15 protein-coding genes are annotated in these 20,582 nt (G+C 68.1%); 12 read left to right on the forward strand and 3 right to left on the reverse strand.

Annotation, left to right across the window (positions count from 1 at the left end; genetic code table 11):
- Positions 1-68: 68 nt before the first annotated feature.
- A complete protein-coding gene (locus Hhyl2_RS10595; protein ID WP_483550748.1) occupies positions 69-1,067 on the forward strand; it encodes a Gfo/Idh/MocA family protein in 999 nt (332 codons plus the stop codon).
- The gene (locus Hhyl2_RS10600; protein ID WP_483550749.1) at positions 1,064-1,987 is read left to right on the forward strand and encodes an NAD-dependent epimerase/dehydratase family protein; all 924 of its coding nucleotides are present in this window, start codon (positions 1,064-1,066) and stop codon (positions 1,985-1,987) included. Before Hhyl2_RS10595 ends, Hhyl2_RS10600 begins: the two co-directional genes overlap by 4 nt.
- Here the strand turns inward: Hhyl2_RS10600 and Hhyl2_RS10605 are convergent, their stop codons facing one another.
- Positions 1,988-3,412: a PQQ-dependent sugar dehydrogenase gene (locus Hhyl2_RS10605; protein WP_483550750.1), complete on the reverse strand. Its 1,425-nt coding sequence runs from the start codon at positions 3,410-3,412 to the stop codon at positions 1,988-1,990.
- 124 nt (positions 3,413-3,536) lie between these two features.
- Between Hhyl2_RS10605 and Hhyl2_RS10610 the strand changes: the two genes are divergently transcribed.
- From Hhyl2_RS10610 to Hhyl2_RS10655, 10 genes are all read left to right on the forward strand, one after another.
- Positions 3,537-4,691: a sugar phosphate nucleotidyltransferase gene (locus tag Hhyl2_RS10610; protein WP_483550751.1), complete on the forward strand. Its 1,155-nt coding sequence runs from the start codon at positions 3,537-3,539 to the stop codon at positions 4,689-4,691.
- A 2-nt stretch (positions 4,692-4,693) separates the two neighbouring features.
- Complete coding sequence (glmS, locus tag Hhyl2_RS10615) at positions 4,694-6,493, forward strand: glutamine--fructose-6-phosphate transaminase (isomerizing) (protein WP_483550752.1); 1,800 nt, start codon at positions 4,694-4,696, stop codon at positions 6,491-6,493.
- 171 nt (positions 6,494-6,664) lie between these two features.
- Positions 6,665-8,716 carry a LamG domain-containing protein gene (locus tag Hhyl2_RS10620; RefSeq protein WP_483550753.1) on the forward strand — a complete coding sequence of 684 codons (2,052 nt, stop codon included), beginning with the start codon at positions 6,665-6,667 and terminating at the stop codon, positions 8,714-8,716.
- Positions 8,713-10,041, forward strand: a complete 1,329-nt coding sequence (locus Hhyl2_RS10625; RefSeq protein ID WP_483550754.1) for a hypothetical protein — start codon at positions 8,713-8,715, stop codon at positions 10,039-10,041. Before Hhyl2_RS10620 ends, Hhyl2_RS10625 begins: the two co-directional genes overlap by 4 nt.
- 106 nt (positions 10,042-10,147) lie before the next feature.
- Positions 10,148-11,341 (forward strand): hypothetical protein, encoded by a 1,194-nt coding sequence (locus Hhyl2_RS10630; protein ID WP_483550755.1) that lies wholly within the window; start codon positions 10,148-10,150, stop codon positions 11,339-11,341.
- 108 nt (positions 11,342-11,449) lie between these two features.
- A complete protein-coding gene (gene wecB, locus Hhyl2_RS10635; protein WP_483550756.1) occupies positions 11,450-12,538 on the forward strand; it encodes a non-hydrolyzing UDP-N-acetylglucosamine 2-epimerase in 1,089 nt (362 codons plus the stop codon).
- Positions 12,535-13,746 carry a glycosyltransferase family 4 protein gene (locus Hhyl2_RS10640; protein ID WP_483550757.1) on the forward strand — a complete coding sequence of 404 codons (1,212 nt, stop codon included), beginning with the start codon at positions 12,535-12,537 and terminating at the stop codon, positions 13,744-13,746. The genes wecB and Hhyl2_RS10640 overlap by 4 nt, the downstream gene beginning before the upstream one ends.
- On the forward strand, positions 13,743-14,990 hold the full coding sequence (locus tag Hhyl2_RS10645) for a glycosyltransferase family 4 protein (RefSeq protein ID WP_483550758.1): 1,248 nt from the start codon (positions 13,743-13,745) through the stop codon (positions 14,988-14,990). Before Hhyl2_RS10640 ends, Hhyl2_RS10645 begins: the two co-directional genes overlap by 4 nt.
- A complete protein-coding gene (locus Hhyl2_RS10650) occupies positions 14,983-15,930 on the forward strand; it encodes a glycosyltransferase family 2 protein (RefSeq protein ID WP_483550759.1) in 948 nt (315 codons plus the stop codon). The genes Hhyl2_RS10645 and Hhyl2_RS10650 overlap by 8 nt, the downstream gene beginning before the upstream one ends.
- Entirely contained in the window at positions 15,927-16,691 is a 765-nt protein-coding gene (locus tag Hhyl2_RS10655) for a glycosyltransferase family 2 protein (protein WP_483550760.1), read from the forward strand. The genes Hhyl2_RS10650 and Hhyl2_RS10655 overlap by 4 nt, the downstream gene beginning before the upstream one ends.
- A gap of 12 nt (positions 16,692-16,703) precedes the next feature.
- Here the strand turns inward: Hhyl2_RS10655 and Hhyl2_RS10660 are convergent, their stop codons facing one another.
- Together Hhyl2_RS10660 and Hhyl2_RS10665 are read right to left on the reverse strand one after the other, a co-directional pair.
- Positions 16,704-18,470, reverse strand: a complete 1,767-nt coding sequence (locus tag Hhyl2_RS10660; protein WP_483550761.1) for a glucosamine inositolphosphorylceramide transferase family protein — start codon at positions 18,468-18,470, stop codon at positions 16,704-16,706.
- 5 nt (positions 18,471-18,475) lie between these two features.
- Entirely contained in the window at positions 18,476-20,476 is a 2,001-nt protein-coding gene (locus tag Hhyl2_RS10665) for a hypothetical protein (protein ID WP_483550762.1), read from the reverse strand.
- Between the last annotated feature and the right edge of the window lie 106 nt (positions 20,477-20,582).

Genomic DNA, 20,582 nt, shown 5'->3' on the forward strand with positions numbered 1-20,582 from the left:
TCCTAACTGTACCCCTGCACGTTTCGTCTCCCTGTGGGTTTAACTCGTCGCCAGCCTACTCGGCCAGCATGACGAGACTGGCCGTGGGCGTCGTCGGGGCCGGGTGGATGGCGACCGATTACCACATACCGGCGTTCGAGACCCACCCGAACACCCGTGTCGCGGCGTTCGCCGAGCAGAACGGCGACCGACGAGCGACCGTCGAAGCTGCACAGTCGCTGCCCGGATACCCGGACGCAGCAGCGATGCTCGCTGCCGAGGATCTCGACGTCGTCACCATCTGTACGCCGCCAAGCACACACGAAGGTATTTTTATCGACGCCGTCGACGCCGGCTGCCACGTCCTCTGTGAGAAGCCGCTGACGACCGACGCCGAGAGCGCGCGACGGATGCGGGACGCCGCCCACGACGCTGGTATCGTCACGCAGATCGGCTACCTCCACCGGTACTACGAGAACTACCAGCGGGCGCTCACGATGCTCGGGAACGCGCTACTGGGCGATATCGTAGAGATCTCGGTCGCTCACCACTCGGCAGCGCCGGGTCAGGGCTGGTACTACGATCCGGCCGTCTCCGGCGGCGGTGTCGCACGAGACCTGTTCCCCCACTCGCTCGACGTGGTGCTGGACCTCTTCGAGGCCGCGCCAGCGGTCACGACCGCCTCGGTCCGGTCGCTCGCTGCCCGCGGCGTCGAGGACACCGCTCGCGTCTCGCTGTCGTTCGACGGGACGCCGGTCGACCTCTCGGCCTCGTGGACCCAGACCGACGGCGTCTCGCGGTTCCTCGTGGTCGGGACCGAGGGGTGGCTGGAGATCTCTCCCGAGACCCTCTCCGGCGAGGTCCACGGCCGCCCCCTCGAGTTCGAACACGGTTCGCTCCCCATCGTCGACGTCGGGGTCGCCGACCTCTACCCGGCGGACGCCGAGGACGCCCACACGGCCCGTATCCACGACTTCGCCGACCACGCCGCTGCCGGCGACACCGACACGACCGCGCCGGTCGATCGGGGGGTCACGATCACGGAACTCCTCGATACCGTCTACGAGCAGACGGAGGTGTCCCGATGAGGGTGCTCGTCACAGGGGCGACGGGGTTCATCGGCCTCAACCTGCTTGCGGGGGTCGACGAAGCGACCGACGTCGTCGCGCTGGTCCGTCCGACAGCGTCGACCACTCGACTCCCCGAGGACGTCGACCTCGTCAGGGGAAGTCTCACCGACGACTCGCTCGCGGATGCGGTCGCGGCAGCCGACCCCGACGCGATCGTCCATCTCGCGGCGGCCGTCTACGCCGAATCCGAGATGGGCGCGACCAACGTCGGCGGCACGGAACGGCTCGTGACCGCGGCGGCCGAGAACGACGTCGACCGGTTCGTCTTCCTCAGCACCATCGGTGCCCACCCCGACGTTCCCAGCGACCCCAACTCGACCTACCAGCAGTCGAAGGTCGCCGCCGAGGAGGTGCTGTTCCGGCGGGACCACCCGTTCGGGGTCGCCGCGATCTATCCGACGTACATCTTCGGGCCGCTGGACTACCGGCTCACCCGGTACGAACACGTCCGGCCCATCGCTTCGAACCGGGTACTGATACCGCCGCTGTACACCTACGACAAGTACAACATCGTCCACGTCGACGACGTGGTCGCGACGATCCGACACTGCCTCGACGAAGGGGCCGACGGCCGCCATCTGGTGACCGGGCCGAACCTCACGAACGGCCAGGTCCTCGGAACCATCGCCCGCCACACGCCGACGCCCTGCCGGGTGATCGACGTCCCGTTCGGCGTCACCCGCTGGGTCGTCAAGCCGGCGCTGGACGCCCTCCACCGGGTCGGCGTCTCGCCGGTCCCCGGCGGCGGGTTCCTCGAACGCGGCGACTACGGCACCGTCCGTCCCGAACTCACCGAACAGGCCCCGGTCCGCCAGCGATCCTGGCAGGCCGCACTCACGGAGACCGTCGCGTGGTACGAGTCGGTCGGCGTGCTCTGATCAGGCCGAGGTGAGCCGGTAGACGACGCCCTGTTGCTGGGAGAGGGGTTGCTCCGAGAGCGACGCGGTGGTCCCAAGCACGTAGGTGTCACCGTCGACGGCACCCAGCGAGAGGACCTGGATGCCGATGCTGTCGCGGTCGGCGAACTGGACCTCGCGGATCGGCCACCGGCCCGAGGACTGTGGCGTCGCCACGAGGAGGCGGCCCGCCGGTTCGGTGAACGACCGGGTGAAGACGCCGAAGACGTACTCCCCGCGGAGCGCGTCGATGTCGCCGGTGTGGATGTGTCCGCCGATGACTGCGAACCCGACGGGATCACCGGCGTCGCTGAAGTGCGGGAACTCCAGAACGGGGTCGACGAGTGGTTCGCCGCGGTCGGACTCGACGATACACTCCCCGTCCTCGCTGGTGCCGACCTGCGGGTCGTGGCAGTGATACCCCTCCTTCAGCGGCCAGCCGTAGTTGCCGCCCTTCTCGATGACGTTGACCTCCTCCCAGGTCGCCTGGCCGACGTCACCGACGATGAGTTGCTCGCCGCTGAAGGCCATCTTCCAGGGGTTACGCAGCCCCCAGGCGTAATGCTCGTCCAGGCCCTCCTGGCCGACCAGCGGGTTGTCCGCAGGGACACCGTAGGGTTTCCCGTCGGTCCGGCTGTCGACATCCAGTCTGAGGATGCTCCCCTTGAAATTGTCCGTAATGTCCTGGCCGTTGAACGGGTTCAGCCCGTCGCCCAGCGCCGCGTAGAGATACCCGTCCGGGCCGAACTCCAGGGTACCGGCCTGGTGAATCGGGCGGGGCCAGGGCAGGTCCAGCAGGACCCGCTCTGTCGCCGGGTCCCCGCGTGACCCGTCCGCCGTCGTCTGGAACTCCGAGAGCCGTTCCCGGTGATCGAGGTCGGGGTCCTCGGCGGGGGCGCTGTAGCGCACGTAGAACCGACGGTTCTGTGCGAAGTCGGGATGAAAGGCGAGTCCGAGCAGCCCCCGCTCGTCGTAGGAGACCCAGTTCGGCAGCCCCTCGCCGACGCTGACCAGGCGGTCGGTCAGGTCCAGAAACGGCTCCGGGTCGAGCCCGTCGTCGCCGAGGACGTAGATCTGTCCGACCTGATCGACGACGAACCGACGGTCAGTCCCGTCGTCCGCCGTCGTCAGCGCGCTCGGGGAGACGAGACCGGTGGCGACCTCCTGGACGGCGACAGTCGGACCCTGCTCGAAGTACGGCTCGGGTTCGTAGGCCGTGGTCGGTGCCTCCGTCGGCGTCAACAGCGGATCCGTCGGCGTCTCCTCACCCGGGTCGACCCTGTCGCGTTGGTCGAACGAACAGCCGGCGAGCCCGCCGACGGCGCCCACCGCTGCGAGTGATTTCAGAAACGTCCGCCGAGACCGCCGGCCGTCTGCAGAAGATACCCGCTCGTCCTGTAGATCCATACGTCAACGTGGCGTGGAGTCCATTTAACCGTTTGTTGTCGCTTACCGGTAGTGAGCTAATCGTGCAAAACTATATGTCGTCGCTTACCGTCAGATAAGTCATGATTACCAGGGGGAGACAGTTATGAAGACCGTAATTCTAGCCGCTGGAGAGGGTCGCCGGCTTGGTCCACTGACCGAAGGACGGCCCAAACCCATGGTCCCGGTCGGGAACCGACCGATCGTCGAACGGGTGCTGGAGGCGGCTATCGCAGCCGGTACCGACGAGGTAGTGTTCGTCGTCGGCCACAGCCGCGAGCGGATCCAGAACCACTTCGGCGACGGCGACGACTGGGGCGTCCCGATCAGCTACGTCGTCCAGGACCACCAGCTCGGGGCCGCACACGCGCTCTCGGAGGCCGCGTCGGTACTGGAGGGTTCGTTCATGGCGCTCCACGGCGACCAGCCGGTCACGGCCGAGTTGCTGGAACGACTCTGGGAGCGCTACGAGACGACCGGCGAGTCGGCGGTGGCCGTCGTCCAGTCGGACCGGCCCACAGAATACGGTGCGGTCGACGTCGACGCGGAACGCGTGGTGAGCGTCTCGGCGACGCCGACGGACGATCCCCCGTTCCTGGTCAACGCCGGCGCCTACGTCTTCGGGGAGCGCGTCTTCGAGGCGATCGACGCCACCGACAAAGCCGGCGAGTTCGGGATGGCCGCCGCACTCCAGTGGCTCGCGGACGCGGACGCGCTCTCGGCTGTCGTCCACCGGGGGAACTGGTGTGAGGTCACACATCCCTGGGACCTGCTGGCGACGAACGCACACCTCCTGCACGGTCGGGCGGCGACACCTGTGCCCGACGGCGTCGACGAGACAGCCGTCGTCTCGACCGACGTCGCAGTCGACGAGATGGCTACAGTCGGCCCGAACACGACGCTGTTGCCGGGAACGTCCCTGGGACGGTCGGCCAGAGTCGGTGCGAACGCGACGCTCTCGAACTGCATCGTGATGGCCGGAGCGTCGATCGGTGACGGTGCGGTGTTACACGACTGCATCGTCGGCGAGTCCGTCGACATCGGGCCGAACGTCACCGCTGAGGGTGGACCGGCCCGCGTGGTCGCGACGGACGCGGTCTACGACGACGTCGAGTTCGGCGGACTGATCGCCGACCGAAGCCGGCTCCGGGGGAACGTGACGGTGACTCCGGGGACGGTCGTCGGCCGGGACGTGACCGCCGACTGCGGGACGGTCCTGCGGGGAGAGATCGCATCGGGCGAGACGGTTCGGAGAGGATAATCATGTGTGGAATCATCGGCTACATCGGAGACTCGGTCGCACAGCCACGGCTCGTCTCGGGCCTGCAGAAACTCGAATACCGCGGCTACGATTCGGCGGGGATCGCCCTGGTCGACGACGAGCTCTCGGTGTTCAAGCGGACGGGACTCGTCGGTGACCTGGACCTGCCTGCGGGCGCGACCCAGACCACCGGGATCGGCCACACCCGCTGGAGCACGCACGGGAAACCGACCGACGCGAACGCCCACCCACACACGGACTGTACGGGCCGGGTCGCGGTCGTCCATAACGGGATCATCGGGAACTACGACGACCTCCGTGCGGGGATGCCGGAACACACGTTCCGGAGCGAGACCGACACCGAGGTCGTTGCCCATCTCGTCGAGGCCGAGCTATCGGAGACCGACGACCTGCGAGCGGCAGTCAGTGCGGTCGTGGACCGCATCGAAGGGAGTTACGCGCTGGGTGTCGTCGCGGCAGGGTACGACGGCATCGTCGCCGCCAGACGCAACAGCCCGCTCGTGGTCGGTCACGGCGCCGACGGCAACTTCATCGCCAGCGACGTCACGCCGCTGCTGGAACACACCCGTGACGTCTCGTATCTCGAAGACGGCGACGTCGCTCTGTTGACCGGGACCGACGTCACCGTCTGGAACGACGGGGAGCCGGTCGACCGCGCTGTCCAGTCCGTCGAGTGGGACGCCGACGCCGCCGAGAAGGGCGGCTACGACCACTACATGCTCAAGGAGATCCACGAGCAGCCCCAGTCGCTCCGACAGGCCATCGCCGGTCGGGTCGACCCCGTCGCCGGGACGGTGGATCTGGATCTCTCGCTGTCCCCAGAGTTCCTTGCGGACCTCGACGAGATCCAGCTCGTCGCCTGCGGGACGTCTTACCACGCCTGTCTGTACGGCAAGCAGCTCTTGGAGCAGTTCGCGGACGTGCGCGTGACCGTCGAGATCGCCAGCGAGTACACGGTCGGGAGCGGGCGGACCCCCGAGCGGACCCTCGTGGTCGGCGTCAGCCAGAGCGGGGAGACCGCCGACACGCTCCGGGCGCTCCGGACGGCCGATCGGACCGGGATCACGACGCTCGGTGTGACGAACACGGTCGGCAGTACGATCGCCCGCGAGTGTGACGACGCGCTGTACATCCGCGCCGGACCGGAGATCGGTGTCGCCGCGACCAAGACGTTCGCCTCACAGGTCGTGACGCTCGCGCTGCTGGCCGTCGCAGTGGCCGACGCGCGCGGTGAACTGGACCCCTCGCAGGCGCGGACGCTGCTCGAACACGTCGAGGACCTCCCGGGAGCGGTCCAGACGGCCCTCGACAGGGAAGCAGCCGTCCAGGAACTCGCGGCGGCCTACGCGGGCGGCGAGGCGTTCTTCTTCATCGGCCGGCGTCTCGGAAGCCCGGTCGCGCTGGAGGGCGCGCTCAAGCTCAAGGAGATCTCCTACGACCACGCCGAGGGGTTCCCCGCGGGCGAACTGAAACACGGCCCCCTCGCGCTGGTCACCGAGGCCACGCCGGTCCTGGCGATCCTCACCGACGGCGCCCGTCCGGAGGAGACGTACAACAACGTCAAAGAGGTCCAGTCCCGCGGTGCACCGGTCATCGCGCTGGCGTCCGAGTCGGCCACCGAGGACGACTTCGAGGTGGGCTTTCCCGTCCCCCCACTGGGCGTGCTGGAGCCACTCGTCGCCAACGTCTACCTCCAGTTGTTCGCCTATCATGTCGCGGACGTGAAAGAGCGTGCTATCGACAAACCACGTAATCTCGCAAAAAGCGTTACTGTCGAGTAAGACGGCCTTAACGATAGATTTCTCCATCTAATCCGGTATCAGTTTCGATTTTTACGGTTAATTCAGGTAGAATTATCGACGTTCGTACTAGAACCGGACGTTAATTCCGGTTATTCGTGATGATAATGTGGTAGAAAAGGGTATATTTGCCGCTAGCAAACAGCCGCCACGATGGGAGGCGAACCCCCACCAGATGATGAGAAAGCGGAACCTACCGAACTATCGCGCCGAACACTGCTCAAGTTGACCGGCGTCAGTGCAGCGGCACTGCCGACGGTCGCGGGCTGTCTCGGGACCGGGTCACCCGAGACGGAGCAGCAACTGGGCTACGGGGGTGTGCCGTGGGACGTCCCGCTCTCGACGACAAGCGCGGTCTTCGCCCCGTACCTCCCGGCCCTGGTCGGTCCCGACGACGGCCTGGTCGGCCACTGGCCACTGAACGGGACCGGATCGACGGCGACCGACGCCGTCGGCGGGAACGACGGTGCCATCCGCGGGAGTCCACAGCAGGGCGTCGGCGGCGTCTACGGCTCGACCGCCTACGACTTCGGGGCCAGCGACGGTAACTACGTCGAGGTCGCCGACGCGTCGGCGCTGCGACCCACCTCGGAACTCACCGTCAGCGCGTGGTACCGGACCACCAGCGGCGACACCAGTCAGACCATCCTCCAGAAAGCCGACTCCCTGCAGGGTGAGACCGGCTACGCACTGGACGTCCAGACCGAGAACAGCCTGCGAGCGCACGTCGCCGTCGACAGCGGTACCGCCACGGTCAACCCCTTCGGCGTCGCCACCCACGACGGCCAGTGGCACCACGCCTGTCTCACCTGGGACGGCGGAGACCTGCGCCTGTACGTGGACGGTTCGGAGGTGGCTCGCGACGGCTCGCAGTCCGGCCCCCTCGTCGGGTCGACCCGGTCGCTGTTCGTCGCTCGCGGCGACAACAGTTACAGCTCCTTCTACGGCATGGACGGGGCCATCGACGACGTCCGCGTCTACGAACGGGCACTGTCGGCAGACGAGGTCGACGACCTGTATCAGGGTGTGACACAGACGACGCCAACACCGACGCCGACAGAGACACCTACGCCAACACCAACTGAGACACCCACGCCGACACCGACTACAACACCAACCCCAACTCCAACACCCACGCCGACACCGACTACAACACCAACCCCAACTCCAACACCCACGCCGACACCGACTACAACACCAACCCCAACTCCAACACCCACGCCGACACCGACTGCAACACCAACCCCAACTCCAACACCCACGCCGACACCGACCGCAACACCAACCCCCACCCCGACGACGGGACTCCCGTCACCGGTCGGCCACTGGCGGTTCGAGGAGGAGCAAGGCACCGTCGTGACCGATGGCGTCGGTGGCAACGACGGCGTCGTCCGCGGCTCGCCGGCCCTCGACGTCACAGGGACGGTCGGCTCGTCGGCCATCGACTTCGGGGCCAGCGACGGCAACTGCGTCGAGGTCGCCGACGCGTCGGCGCTGCGACCTGCCTCGGAACTCACCGTCAGCGCGTGGTACCGGACCACCAGCGGCGACACCAGTCAGACCATCCTCCAGAAAGCCGACTCCCTGCAGGGCGAGACCGGCTACGCGCTGGACGTCCAGACCGAGAACAGCCTGCGTGCACGCGTCGTCGTCGACAGCGGTACCGCCACGGTCAACCCCTTCGGCGTCGCCACCCACGACGGCCAGTGGCACCACGCCTGTCTCACCTGGGACGGGCTGGAACTCGTGCTGTACGTCGACGGCGAGGCGGTCGACCGCGACAGCTCCCAGTCGGGTTCTCCCGTCGGATCGACACGGCCGCTGTTCGTCGGCCGTGGCGACAACGGCTACAGCTCCTTCTACGGGATGGACGGGGCCATCGACGACGTCCGCGTCTACGACGAGGCACTGACGCCGAGTCAGGTACAGGCAGTCTCCGACGGCGAGTCTGCAGAGCCGACACCGACGCCGACTCCCACCCCGACACCAACTGCGACACCCACACCGACGCCAACACCCACCCCGACAGACACACCGACACCCACCCCAACTCCAGCACCGACAGCTACGCCGACTGCGACACCGACAGACACACCGACTCCAACTTCGACCCCCACCCCGACTCCGACGCTGATCCCGAACGACGAGTTCGGTGAGCGCGGCTACGGACAGTACGGCTTCGGAGGGATCGACCCAGACCAATGACAGACAACCATCAGTACGAGACGCCGCCAGCGGGAACGCTGGACTGGCACAAACCGTTGAACCGCAACTTCGAACGCATCGACACCGACGTCGAGATCCGCGACACCGACGCCAACCGATCGAACTACACGGCCAAGTCCGGCTCGAAGTTCCTGGCGACCGACACCGGGAACGTCTACATCGGCGACGGCGGGAGCTGGACACAACTCGGGACCATCGACGCGACCACCGGCGGTGGCTCGACCGGTGACGGCGGAGTTACGTCCGAGCTAGTCGCCGGCAACCTGGTCGCACTGGCGCGGAACCTCTCCTCGCCACAGGTCATCGATCCCAACAGTACGAGCACGCCGGTCCAGGACGGCCTGGACACGCTGGGGAACAACGGCGGCGGCGAACTCCGTCTGCCACCGTTCGTCATCGAGGAGGACGGCCCGATCCGTCCCTACTCCGACACGGCTATCGTCGGCTTCGGCCCGGACGTCACGAAGGTCTCGATCACCGGCCAGCCGGTCGACGGCATCCAGTTCGGTCGCGGCGGCGTCAGTCGCGTCTTCCTGGACAACTTCGCACTCAACGGCCCCGGCGGCACCAGCGAGAGCGGCGTCGCGATGCACCACGTCGACGGCGACACACAGGACCTCAAGGTCGGCCGGATGGTCTTCTGGGGCTGGAACAACTCGGTCTACCGGGTCGACCAGGGCGTGGGCCCCTTCCAGTGCCGGCACGACCTGCTGACGATCTACGAGTGTGACGCCGGCAACGAGGACGGCCTCTTCGAGTTCCGCTCGTGGTACGGCCCGGCCAACTGGTTCGGGACCATCGCGGCCTACCCGACCGCACCCGTCAGCGGCCAGAACACGACCCTGTTCTTCTCGCGGGGCGGGACCCAGACGGTCGACTACCTCACCATGGGTGGCTCGACCGGCATCTGCATCGACCAGACCTGGGACAGCATGATCGAGTTCGGCAACGTCCACTGGGAACCGACCTCGAACCCGACGGACCCGCCGGCGCTCGTCCGCCTCCGTGGCCACGGGACGGCGAGAATCGGAAGTGTCAAGCATGTCACAGGCACCACCGACTACATCTACGAACTGGGCTACGACAGTTACAACGGTCGTGGCCCCGGTCGGAAGCTCATCGGTCCGTACATCGAACTCGGCGCGGAGGCAGCGCTCACGTCGAACATCGTGAACCTCTCGTATCCCGCCGACCCGGCCCAGCCGTCGCTCTACCAGGCCGCGCCGGACGACGTCGACGTGACCCACAGCCAGGGGAGCACTGGCGGACTCCGAGCCATGGGTACCGCAGGTACCGGCTTCTGAGGACGTGTGGTGGGGGGGCTCCGTCGAGTACACAGCGGCAGCACTGCCGGCCGTGAATGGCGCCGGTACCGCAAGGCGTTTGCGACTGGTCGCCCTGGATTCGGCGATGGGAGACTCGGAGCCCGGTGCGGGCGTCTCGCGGCGGGACTACCTGCTCACCGGTGGGCTCGCGGGAGCGCTCGCCGCCTCTGCCGGCTGTCTCGGCGTCTTCTCCGGTAACGGCCCGGCGACGGCAGTGGACGACCTGCTGGCCGGCAAGGTCGTCGCCGTCGGGCGCGACCGTCCCGAACCGACGGCGGTCGATCCGGAGACGACCGAGCGGCCGATCCAGGACGCACTGGATCTGCTCGCTCCCGCGGGCGGCGAGGTCAGACTGCCACCGACCACCGTCTTCGATCGCGGCCCGGTGAGGCCGTACTCGGACACGGCTATCGTCGGCTTCGGCCCAGATGTCTCCAAGGTCGCGATCGGGTCGCCGGCCACCGACGGCCTCAGGTTCGACCGCGATCCCGCCGTGACGAACGTCCTGCTCGACGGCTTCGCACTGAACGGGCCCGGACTCGATCGCGAGAGCGGCGTCGCGATCCACCACGCCGCCGGCGACACGCAGAACCTCGTCCTCGGACGGCTGGTCCTGTGGGGCTGGACCGACGCCGTCTACCGCGTCGACGAGGGCGTCGGCCCCTTCCAGTGCCGGCACGGACTACTGGTCGTCTACGACTGTGACGCGAGCAGCGCCGACGGTCTCTTCGAGTTCCGGTCGTCGTACGGGCCGGCCAACTGGTTCGGGACTATCGCGGCCTACCCGTCTGCCGCCGAGAACGGCCACGAATCGACGGTGTGGGCCACCCGCGGCGGGGCTCAGAGCGTCGATCACCTCACGATCGGTGGCACGGCACGCGCCGCCGTCGACCAGACCGGCGGCGGCCGGCTTCGCATCGAGCACGTCCACTGGGAACCGGAGACGGCGACCCCAACCCCAGCGATCGTCAGACTGCGCGGGGCCGGCCAGGCTCGTATCGGCGGGATCACCCACGCCGCAGGTACCGCCGAGTACGCCTACGAGCTGGGGCGCGGTCCGGACTACGGGACGGCGCCGGCCGCGAACTACCTCGGCCCGTACTCGACCACTGCCGAAGCGACGGCGGTCCGCGAGAACGTCGTCACCCTGACGGCCGCGAACGACCCGGCGCGACCCTCCTTCTACGAAGGGGTGGCCGGCGACGTCGACGTCACACACGGCGAGGAGCCAACGGGCGGCCTCCGTGCGCTCGGCGGTGCCGGCACCGGTGTCGGGTGACGACCATCCGAGCACCGTGCTGCGATATTCCTGCCCGCACCAGAAAGAATAAGCAATATCTGGCACGTTAGTGAGGTATGATTGTGCCGCTTCTGTGTGTGGGGTGCAATGACGACTGAGCGGTCACTGGCCTTCGTCTTCGGGACTCGGCCAGAGATCATCAAGTTCGCACCGATCATCCGCGCCGCGCAGGACCGTGGCTGCCCGTTCACCCTGATCCATACTGGCCAGCACTACTCCCCCGAACTGGACCGTGTCTTCTTCGACCAACTGGAGCTCCCCGAGCCGGGTCACAACCTCGCTGTGGGCTCCGGAGGACACGGCCAGCAGACCGGTGCGATGCTGACGGCGCTGGAACCGCTCGTCGACTCGGTCGCGCCGGATGTGGTGCTGGTCCACGGCGACACCAACTCGACGCTGGCCGGCAGCATCACGACCTGCAAGCTCGCGCCGGAACTGGCCCACGTCGAGGCTGGACTGCGGAGTTTCGACCGGCGGATGTCCGAGGAGCACAACCGCGTGATGAGTGACCACGCAGCCGACTACCTGTTCGCCCCGACCGAACGGGCGGTCGAGAATCTCCGGGCCGAAGGACTCACCGACGGCGTCCACATGACGGGCAACACCATCGTCGACGCCGTCGAGGGGCACATCGAACTGGCCGAGCGCAAGAGCGACGCACTGGACCGTCTCGGCGTCGCTCCCGGTGAGTTCGTCCTGCTGACCGCACACCGCGCCGAGAACGTCGACGATCCCGACCGACTCCGCGACATCCTCGACGGCGTCGCGCGGTTCGCCGCCGGGGAAGGACTGCCCTGTCTCTATCCTGCCCATCCACGGAGCGCCCGGCGGATCCACGAGTTCGGCATCGAGGTCCCAGAGGCCGTCCGGTTGATCGAGCCGCTGGACTTCCTCGATTTCCTCCTCCTGGAGGAGCGGGCCGCCCTCGTCGTCACCGACTCCGGTGGCGTCCAGGAGGAGGCAGCCATCCTGGGGACGCCCTGTGTCACCGTCCGCGAGAACACCGAGCGCCAGGAGACGGTCGAGATCGGCTCGAACCGGCTGGCCGGGACCGACCCCGACACGATCGTCGAGGCCGCCACCGCGATGCTCGACGCGAGCGGGTGGGAGTCGCCCTACGGCGACGGGCGGACGGCCGGGCGGATCCTCGACGTCCTGCTGGAGGCAGAGTCGTGACCGACGATAGCGTCGTCATCGTCAGCCAGCAGTACCCGCCCGAACTGGGAGGCAACGCGTCCAGGGTGGGCGACAGTGCGCGACGGCTGGCCGCCGAGGGGTGGGACGTGACCGTCGTCGCGCCGCCGAAATCCTACCCGGCCGGCAGCTACGAACGGACCTGGCGCCGCCTGGAGCGGACGACCGACAGTGATGTCTCGGTCGAGCGCCTCTGGGCGTGGCAGCCGTCCAGAGCGGACCCGAACACGCTCGAACGGCTCGCCTACTACCTCCTCTTTGCCCTGCACGCGACGCTGTGGCTGCTCTGGCGCCGCCGCCGCGTCGACGTGGTGCTCTGTGCGACACCACCGATCTTCACCACGCTCCCCGGACTGGTGCTTGGCCGGCTGACCGACACGCCGTTCGTCGTCGACGTCGGCGACCTCTGGATCGACGCGGCCGCGAGCCTGGGGTTCGTCAGCGAGCGGAGCCTCTCGATTCGGCTGACCCGGCGCTACGAGCGGCTGATCCTCCGGCACGCCGACCGGGTGCTGGCGACGACCGCCGAGATGCGACGCCTGCTGGCGGAGGGACACGGCCCGGCCGTCGACGGCAAGACGACCGTCGTGCCAAACGCCGTCGACACCGAGGTCTTCACCCCGGACGACGGGACCGGCGACGACGGGCGGACGATCCTCTACACCGGGAACTTCGGCCACGCGCAGGACCTGGAGAACTGTATCCGGGCGATGGCACACCTCGACGGTGACGCCCGACTGCTGCTGGTCGGTGACGGCGATCTCCGTGGCCGCCTGCTGGGACTGGTCACCGAGTACGGCCTCGAAGGCCGTGTCGAGATCCGCGATCCGGTCGACCGCGAAGCGGTTCCAGACCTCCTCCGGTCGGCCGCCGTCGGCGTCGCGACGCTCAAACAGTCCGACGGATTGCGCTACGCCGTCCCGACGAAGACGTACGAGTACCTCGCCTGTGGCCTCCCCGTGGTCGGGACCGCCGGCGGCGCACTCGAAGAACTGCTGACGGAGTCGGGTGGCGGGCTCGCCGTCCAGTCGGACCCCGAGTCGCTGGCGGTGGCCTTCCGGACGTTGCTCGAAGACGCCGAGCGCCGTGCCGAGATGGGTGCCGCCGGCCGCGAACACGTACAGGACCGCTACGACCGCCGCGCCGTCGGGCGCCACCTGAGCGAGACGCTCGAAACCACCATCCAATGACCGACGACACCACAGCTACCGACGCCGTACCGTCCTGGGCGACCAGCGGCGAGTCCTACCGGGCACTCGCCTGTGCGACCCACCACCAGAGCCACGTCTACCAGGTCCGAGCCCCGTTCAACCACCGGTCGCTGGACGCCATCAACCGGACCGCCGCGGACCTGGACGTGGTCTCGCCGACGCCGTTCGCACCGCCGGTGGGCCCACACTCGGAGTACAGCGACATCCCACAGACCGAACGCTGGGGCACCTACACCGTCCACTACCCGCGTTTCCTCTACATGCTGCCCAAGAAGCAGTTCTATCACGTCTCCGGGGACTCGATGCAGAAACGCGTGGGCGACTACGTCGAGCAGACCCTGGAAACACCACACGACATCGTCCACGCGTGCGACATCTACATGGACGGCTACGGGATGATACCGTACTGCCGTCGCCACGACATCCCGCTCGTGGTGACCAGCCACGCGGGGGATCTGAAGAACTACGACCGGTTCAACGAGAAGGCACAGGCCCGACTCCGGGAGACGATCGAGTTCGCCTCGCGGGTCATCACCGTCAGCGACGAACTGGCGGACGTAGCTCGCCAGTTCACGCCCGAGGAGAAACTGGAGACCGTTCCCATCGGCGAGGACCCCCGGAAGTTCCCCACGGAGCGGCGGGACCAGATCCGTGAGGAACTGGGGATCGGCCCCGACACCAAGCTACTGCTGTTCGTCGGTGCCTACGTGAAACAGAAGGGGATCCAGGATCTCGTCGAGGCGCTCAAACGCCTCGAACGCGACGACGTCTACGTCGTCACCGTCGGCCACGAGGGAGACATGCGGTGGTGGCTGCTCGATCGCATGGGCGAGATGAGCCACCCGGCTCACTCGTTCTGGCAACTCGATCCCGTCGCGCTCAGACGCTGGCAGGTCGCCGCGGACCTGCTGGTCCACCCGAGCTGGGTCGAGGCACGCCCGACGGTCATCTACGAGGCGATGGCCGCGAAGACCCCGGTGTTGGCGAGCGACGTGGGCGGCATCCCGGAGATGATCGTCGACGGCGAGACCGGGACGCTAGTGCCCTCTCGGGAGCCGATGGCGCTGCGTGACACGCTCGACGAACTGCTCGACGACCCCGAACGCCTCCGGGCGATGGGGGCCGCCGGCCACCAGCGGCTGCTCGACCAGGAGTGGACCTGGCAGCGCCACGCCGAGCGTGTCACCGAGATCCACCGGGACGTCATGGCAGAACATGAGTGACCAGCACGCGTCCGTGGACAGCGACGCACCGCTGGTCAGCGTCGTGATTCCCGCCTACGATCGGGCAAGCGTGGTCGGGCGTGCGCTCGACAGCGCGCTGGCCCAGACGCTCGACGACATCGAGGTGCTCGTCGTCGACGACGGCTCGACAGACGACACGCTCGCAGTCCTGGCGGCGTACGACGATTCCCGTGTTCGTGTTATCTCCCACGAAGAGAACAAGGGCCGGAGTGCGGCTCGAAACACCGGCATCGAGGCGGCCAGGGGCGAGTACGTCGCCTTCCTGGACTCGGACGACCAGTGGCTACCGGGGAAGCTCCAGCGACAGCTGGACGCCCTGCGCGAGCGTGACGACAGCTGGATCGGGATCTACTGTGAGTTCCTCGCACCGGCCCCGTCCCGGCTGGGCCGAGCCGTCGGCTGGCTCTCGAAGCACGTCTTCGCGACGCCACGGGTCCGGGAGGGGCAGCGGGGTCTCGCCCGCGAGATACTGACGATGAACGTGCTGATGGGACCGGGATCGACGCTGCTCGTCCGGCGCGATGTCCTCGACCGAACCGACGGCTTCGACGAGGAACTGGTCGATCACGAGGACTGGGATCTGGTGTTACAGTTGCTGGAGCTGGGCGGGATCGCCCACCTCGACGAACCGCTCGTGGTGCTGCCGGAGTCGGGTGGCGACCCCGAGCCCGCGGTCGTGGCGAGCGTCAAAGAGCGGTTCCTCGACCGCCACGAGGCACTCGTCGACGATCTCGAAGCCGAGGGGGCCGAGATCAGAGCGATCCACAGGGTCGCGGTCGCGGGGGCGTACCTGCGGACGGGGCAGTTCCTCCCGGCCCTTGAGTACCTCGACTGGGAGACGCTCCGGGAACCGCGGAACTGGCTCCGGATTCCCTGGTGGAGCATGAACGGCCTGTCACGGCGGGTGAGCGCCCGATGACCGCGACAGTCTCGGTCGTCATCCCGTACAGCCCGACGTACACCCCCGAGTCGATGCTCGACGAGGCGCGCGAGTCGGTGGCGGCACAGTCGGTCCCCACCGAGATCGTCGTCGTCGACGACGTCGACACCGGGCCGGCGGACGCCCGCAACGCCGGCCTGGAACGGGCCGGGACCCGATACGTCGCCTTCCTGGATGCCGACGATCGCTGGCACCCCGACAAACTGGCACGACAGCTCGATCGGATGGACGCGACCGGCGCAGGACTGTGCGTCGAGGGTGAGCCCCTCTCGCTGGACGAGTTCGTCTACCGGGTGCTGCTCGGAGACATGACCTCGCTGACCTCCTCGATCCTGCTGGACACGGATCAGGTTTCGACCACTTTCGAGTCCGGACTCGACCGGGGCGAGGACCTCCTGTTCGTGCTGGAGGCGGCGACCGAGGGGGGAGTCTGTTGCTGTCCGGACCTGTTCACGCGGCGGCGCCACGACCAGAGCATGATGGCCACGGGGCTGCCGGTCGACGAGTTCGTCGCTGCGGACAAGCGGTTCGCGTATCTGGTGAGCCAGCGCGTGCCCGCAGCACAGCCCTACGTCACCCCCTACTACGTCCAGTCGTTTACACAGGCCGGCCTCCAGTGCCACCGCGAGGGTGAGTACGACCGGGCGCTGTCGTATTTCGGCCGCGCGCTCCGGATCGCCCCACACCCCTTCACCCTGCTGTATCTCGGTCGGACGCTGGTCCGTCGCGCCCTGGGCTGACACTCGCCCGACTCACGCTGATTCGACCGGCCGGCGGAGCCGCGAGAGGACGTTCTCCAGACCACCGAGTGCGATCCGGGCACGCCGGGCGGTGTGATAGCCGTCCAGGACCTGCCGGAAACCGTCGACGACGGTGACGTCGCCGTTCGTCGACAGTGTGTGGCGACCGGCGCCGTAGGGGTCGTCCGGCCCGGGTCGGATCTCCCTCACGACCGTCTCCTCGAAGGCGGTCGCAGAGAGTCGGTCGATCCGGTTGACGACCACCCGGCGGCCGTAGCCCCCGGCACAGTACTGGGCCGGCCGATAGAGCGTGCCGTCCTCGGTCCAGGGCGTGCCCGCGGGACGGACCGACCGAACGTCGGTCTTGACCGGGTTGTTGGCGTGAGGGACCCACTCGCCCAGCAGCGAGGCTGCGTGGTAGACGTAGAGGTTCGTCTGCGGGAGATCGTCCAGTCGTGTACAGAAGAGCCACCACCGGCCGTCGTATCTGACGATGGTCGGGTCGATACCGGGAAACTCCGGGACCAGCGTCTCGACGTGTTCCCAGTCGGTCGGACTATCGAGCGCGTAGAGGTTGATCTCGCCCGCTTCGGCCATCTCCGGGGTGACGTAGGTCGTCCCGTCGTGGACGAAGGCGTAGGGGTACGAGAGGTGGTGGGGCCGCTCGAAGACGATATCGGTGTAGTCGAACGAGAGCGGGTCGTCCAGGCTGAGCGCGGAGATGACCCCCCGGCCGTCGTCGAACGAGAGGTCCTCGAACAGGAGGTACGGCTCGTCGTCGATACGGACCGGGAACGGGTCGGCGACGAACCGCCGGGAGTCGGGGAGGTGGAACCACTCGAAGGAGGTCCCCTGTGGGTCGGCGGCGACCCGGTCGATCGGCGTCTCCGTGACACCGATGCTCCAGATGCTGGCGCCGGTAACCATGATACCCAGCGTGCCCCGGAGCTGTGCGAGTGCGAGTGCCGCGACGCTTGTAACGTCCGGTTCGCGGGCCATGTCAAGGTCGACTTCGGTGGCGTCTCCGGCGAGATACCCCGCCTCGCCGGTCGCGATGTCGACGGCGACCGCCGCCGGCCAGCGGGCGCTATCTTCGAGCAACTGATCGACCGTTCCGTGCCAGGAGTGGCGCAGCGTCGGGTAGACGCCACGGCGGAGTGGGATGCCGGTATCGACCCCCGTCATCCGCCAGAGCGTCGCCCGGGTGGTCGTCTCACCGGCGACGAGTTCCCACAGACAGGGGGGCCACTCGCCGCCGCATCCCCCGTTGCCGTAGCGGAACTCCCAGACACCGTAGCTCGGGACCGTGTAGACGGTATCGCCCGAAAACGGGCGACCACTGAGCCTGAGCAGGACGTCCAGGTCGGCAGTGCGAATCGCCGTCTCGGCACGGTCCCCGAGCAGGATCGCGCCGTCGTCACGCCGGCCCGCGACACCCACCGTGTCGATGCCGTCGAACTCGGCGGTCAGATCCACCTGACGGCTTGCCGCCGGCGAGGGGGCGACCCGCTGCCAGTAGTTCCACACCGACCAGTTCGCGCTGCCGACGTCGGCTGTCGGCGCCAGTCGACGGCTCGGATCGATCTGTGTCGGTTCCACCGGGCCGGTAGCGGGCGATTCGTCGACGACGAGCACGAGCGAGACGTGGTCGAGTCGACGGAGCGCGGTGATCGCACTCGCCTGCCACGCCGGCAGTTCGGTCCCCGGACAGGCGACGGCGACGCGCAGTTCGGTCGTCTCGGTGGCCGCTGCGGGTCCGTCAGGAAGTGTGTCCTGCATCACTGTCACCTCCCGTTCCCGAACAGGCCGCTGTAGCCGTCCGCGTCGTAGAGCACCTGTGTCTCGTCGGTCGCGTAGACGACGCTGTGTCTGGCGGTCCCGGCCCGATAGCGCGCGTCAGAGACCGTGAAGAACGACACTTCGTTCGAAAGTAGTCCCCGTCCGGCCGCCACCGGGACCAGCGTGTCCGTCCAGCTCTCACGGACGACGAGTGTCCCAGCCGGCGCGGTGAGGCCGGTCGGCTCGGTTCGCAGCCCACGGCGCTGGCTCACGAGCCCGTCGCTACCGGCGATCGGGGCCGACGCGAACGCGCGGTCGGTGATCTGATCCGAGGCGGCCCTGCCGGTGCCATAGCGGTCGAGAAAGCGAGCGGTCGCGACCGTGGCGGCGTACTCCCGGTCGGACATCGCCGCCTGGACGTCCCGGTCTGGGACGTCGGCCACAGCGACGTCGTCGCCGGTCAGCGTCGTCAACGCGCCCGTCGTCCCCAGCGTCGCGACCAGCAGGAGCGCGACGACACCGACTGCCCGCCCGGAGCGCGTCGGGGACTGCCGGAGCGCCCGTGCGAGACCGATTCCGAGCGGGAAGACGGCGAACAGGACGACGACGACCGTGATGCGCTCGACCTGTGGGATCTGGATCGGCAGGGGGAGAAAGAGCGGCACGCTCCCGACGCCGACGGCCAGCAGCGCCGCCTGACCGGCGTACCGCCGGCCGTCGGACAGCACCTCGTAGAGACCGGCCAGCGCGACGGCACCGAACACGCTGTAGTAGATCCCCGTCGGCCGGGCGAACCACGAGAGCGCCCGGGAGACGCTGTCGGCCGGAACCGAGATCCCGTAGAGGAACGTCGAGAACCCACCACTTCCGGCCACGTCCCGGCCGATGTTGAACGCGAGAGCGAAGATACCGTAGATGATGATACTTCCGGAGAAGACCAGATAGCTCACGACGGCCGCCGCACCGACGACCACCGGGAAACTCCACCGGAACCGGAGCCGTTCGCGGGCGTCCGCGAGGACAGCACCGATCGGCTGTTCGATTCGCCGCCCGACCGTGGCTGTCAGCACCGTCGCGACGGCCAGCCCGGCGATCGGTACGAGCGCGACCACGTACGTCAGGTGGTGGACCAGGACGAGTACCACGACGAGGCCGAGTGCGTAGCTGCCGTAGCGGTGGTACCGTCGGCTCGTCGTCGCCCGGGGGAGCGAGGCGGCCACGTAGAAGCCGACACCGAGAAGGACGACGGCAAGCGTCTGCGGGAAGAAGTAGACCGCGTGGTAGCCCACCCACTCGACCGCGGTGACGGCGACCGCGACGCCCAGGGCGACGCGGGTGTCACCGAACAGGCGGGTGGTGACGAGGTACATCGTCGGGACCAGCAGCGTCGAGACGCCGATCCCGACCAGCACGAGCGCGTCGTACGGGGCGAATCCACCCAGCAGCGACGCCGCGCCGACGAACAGATGGAAGCCCGGGAAGAAGTCGTAGCCGTGCGGGAGAACGGTGGTGTAACCGGCCGCGAGCAGTCGGTTGAGACTGTCGACGTGGGCGAACGTGTCCGTCCCGCCGAAGTAGAACCCGGTCGTGAGATACTTCGTGAGCGGCGGGACGGCGAAGAGGACGGCAGTCGCGAACAGTGTCGGTGCCGGCGCTCCGTCGTGGCGGATCTGCTCCGCCACGAGGAGGTACCCGACGGGCAGGACACACAGCAGCGGGAACAGGCGCTGGCCGGTCCAGGCGGTAGCGGCGACCGTGAGCGCCCCCAGTGCGGTGACGAGTTTGGCCGTCCGGCCGGCCGAGAGCACCGCCACCCCGTCGGCGGCGTCGCTGTCCCGGGTCAGGACGTAGAGACCGAGTGCGACGAGCGTGCCGACGACGGCGTAGGCGGCCCTGACGGCGGGCGCGGGGGCCAACAGCCCAAGCGTTGCCGCACCGCCCAGGCCGGCAGCCGCGAGGACGACGACGGCGATTCCGAGGAGTGTGACCCGATCGCGCCCGCTCATCCGTCACCCACGACGCTCCGCCCGGTCCTGCGCCGGGGAGCCAGCCGGCTACTCTCCCAGTGATACCTCACCATACCCCCACGCAAGCGCCCGGGTGGGAAAACAG

This window comes from Haloarcula sp. H-hyl2, assembly GCF_056934385.1.

Bases quoted from the DNA above. Each gene is read 5' to 3' on its own strand.
- Hhyl2_RS10605 (WP_483550750.1), bottom strand. From the start codon at position 3,412: ATGGATCTACAGGACGAGCGGGTATCTTCTGCAGACGGCCGGCGGTCT.
- Hhyl2_RS10625 (WP_483550754.1), top strand. From the start codon at position 8,713: ATGACAGACAACCATCAGTACGAGACGCCGCCAGCGGGAACGCTGGAC.
- Hhyl2_RS10600 (WP_483550749.1), top strand. From the start codon at position 1,064: ATGAGGGTGCTCGTCACAGGGGCGACGGGGTTCATCGGCCTCAACCTG.
- Hhyl2_RS10610 (WP_483550751.1), top strand. From the start codon at position 3,537: ATGAAGACCGTAATTCTAGCCGCTGGAGAGGGTCGCCGGCTTGGTCCA.
- wecB (WP_483550756.1), top strand. From the start codon at position 11,450: ATGACGACTGAGCGGTCACTGGCCTTCGTCTTCGGGACTCGGCCAGAG.
- Hhyl2_RS10620 (WP_483550753.1), top strand. From the start codon at position 6,665: ATGGGAGGCGAACCCCCACCAGATGATGAGAAAGCGGAACCTACCGAA.
- Hhyl2_RS10665 (WP_483550762.1), bottom strand. From the start codon at position 20,476: ATGAGCGGGCGCGATCGGGTCACACTCCTCGGAATCGCCGTCGTCGTC.
- Hhyl2_RS10595 (WP_483550748.1), top strand. From the start codon at position 69: ATGACGAGACTGGCCGTGGGCGTCGTCGGGGCCGGGTGGATGGCGACC.
- Hhyl2_RS10630 (WP_483550755.1), top strand. From the start codon at position 10,148: ATGGGAGACTCGGAGCCCGGTGCGGGCGTCTCGCGGCGGGACTACCTG.
- glmS (WP_483550752.1), top strand. From the start codon at position 4,694: ATGTGTGGAATCATCGGCTACATCGGAGACTCGGTCGCACAGCCACGG.
- Hhyl2_RS10650 (WP_483550759.1), top strand. From the start codon at position 14,983: ATGAGTGACCAGCACGCGTCCGTGGACAGCGACGCACCGCTGGTCAGC.
- Hhyl2_RS10655 (WP_483550760.1), top strand. From the start codon at position 15,927: ATGACCGCGACAGTCTCGGTCGTCATCCCGTACAGCCCGACGTACACC.
- Hhyl2_RS10660 (WP_483550761.1), bottom strand. From the start codon at position 18,470: ATGCAGGACACACTTCCTGACGGACCCGCAGCGGCCACCGAGACGACC.
- Hhyl2_RS10645 (WP_483550758.1), top strand. From the start codon at position 13,743: ATGACCGACGACACCACAGCTACCGACGCCGTACCGTCCTGGGCGACC.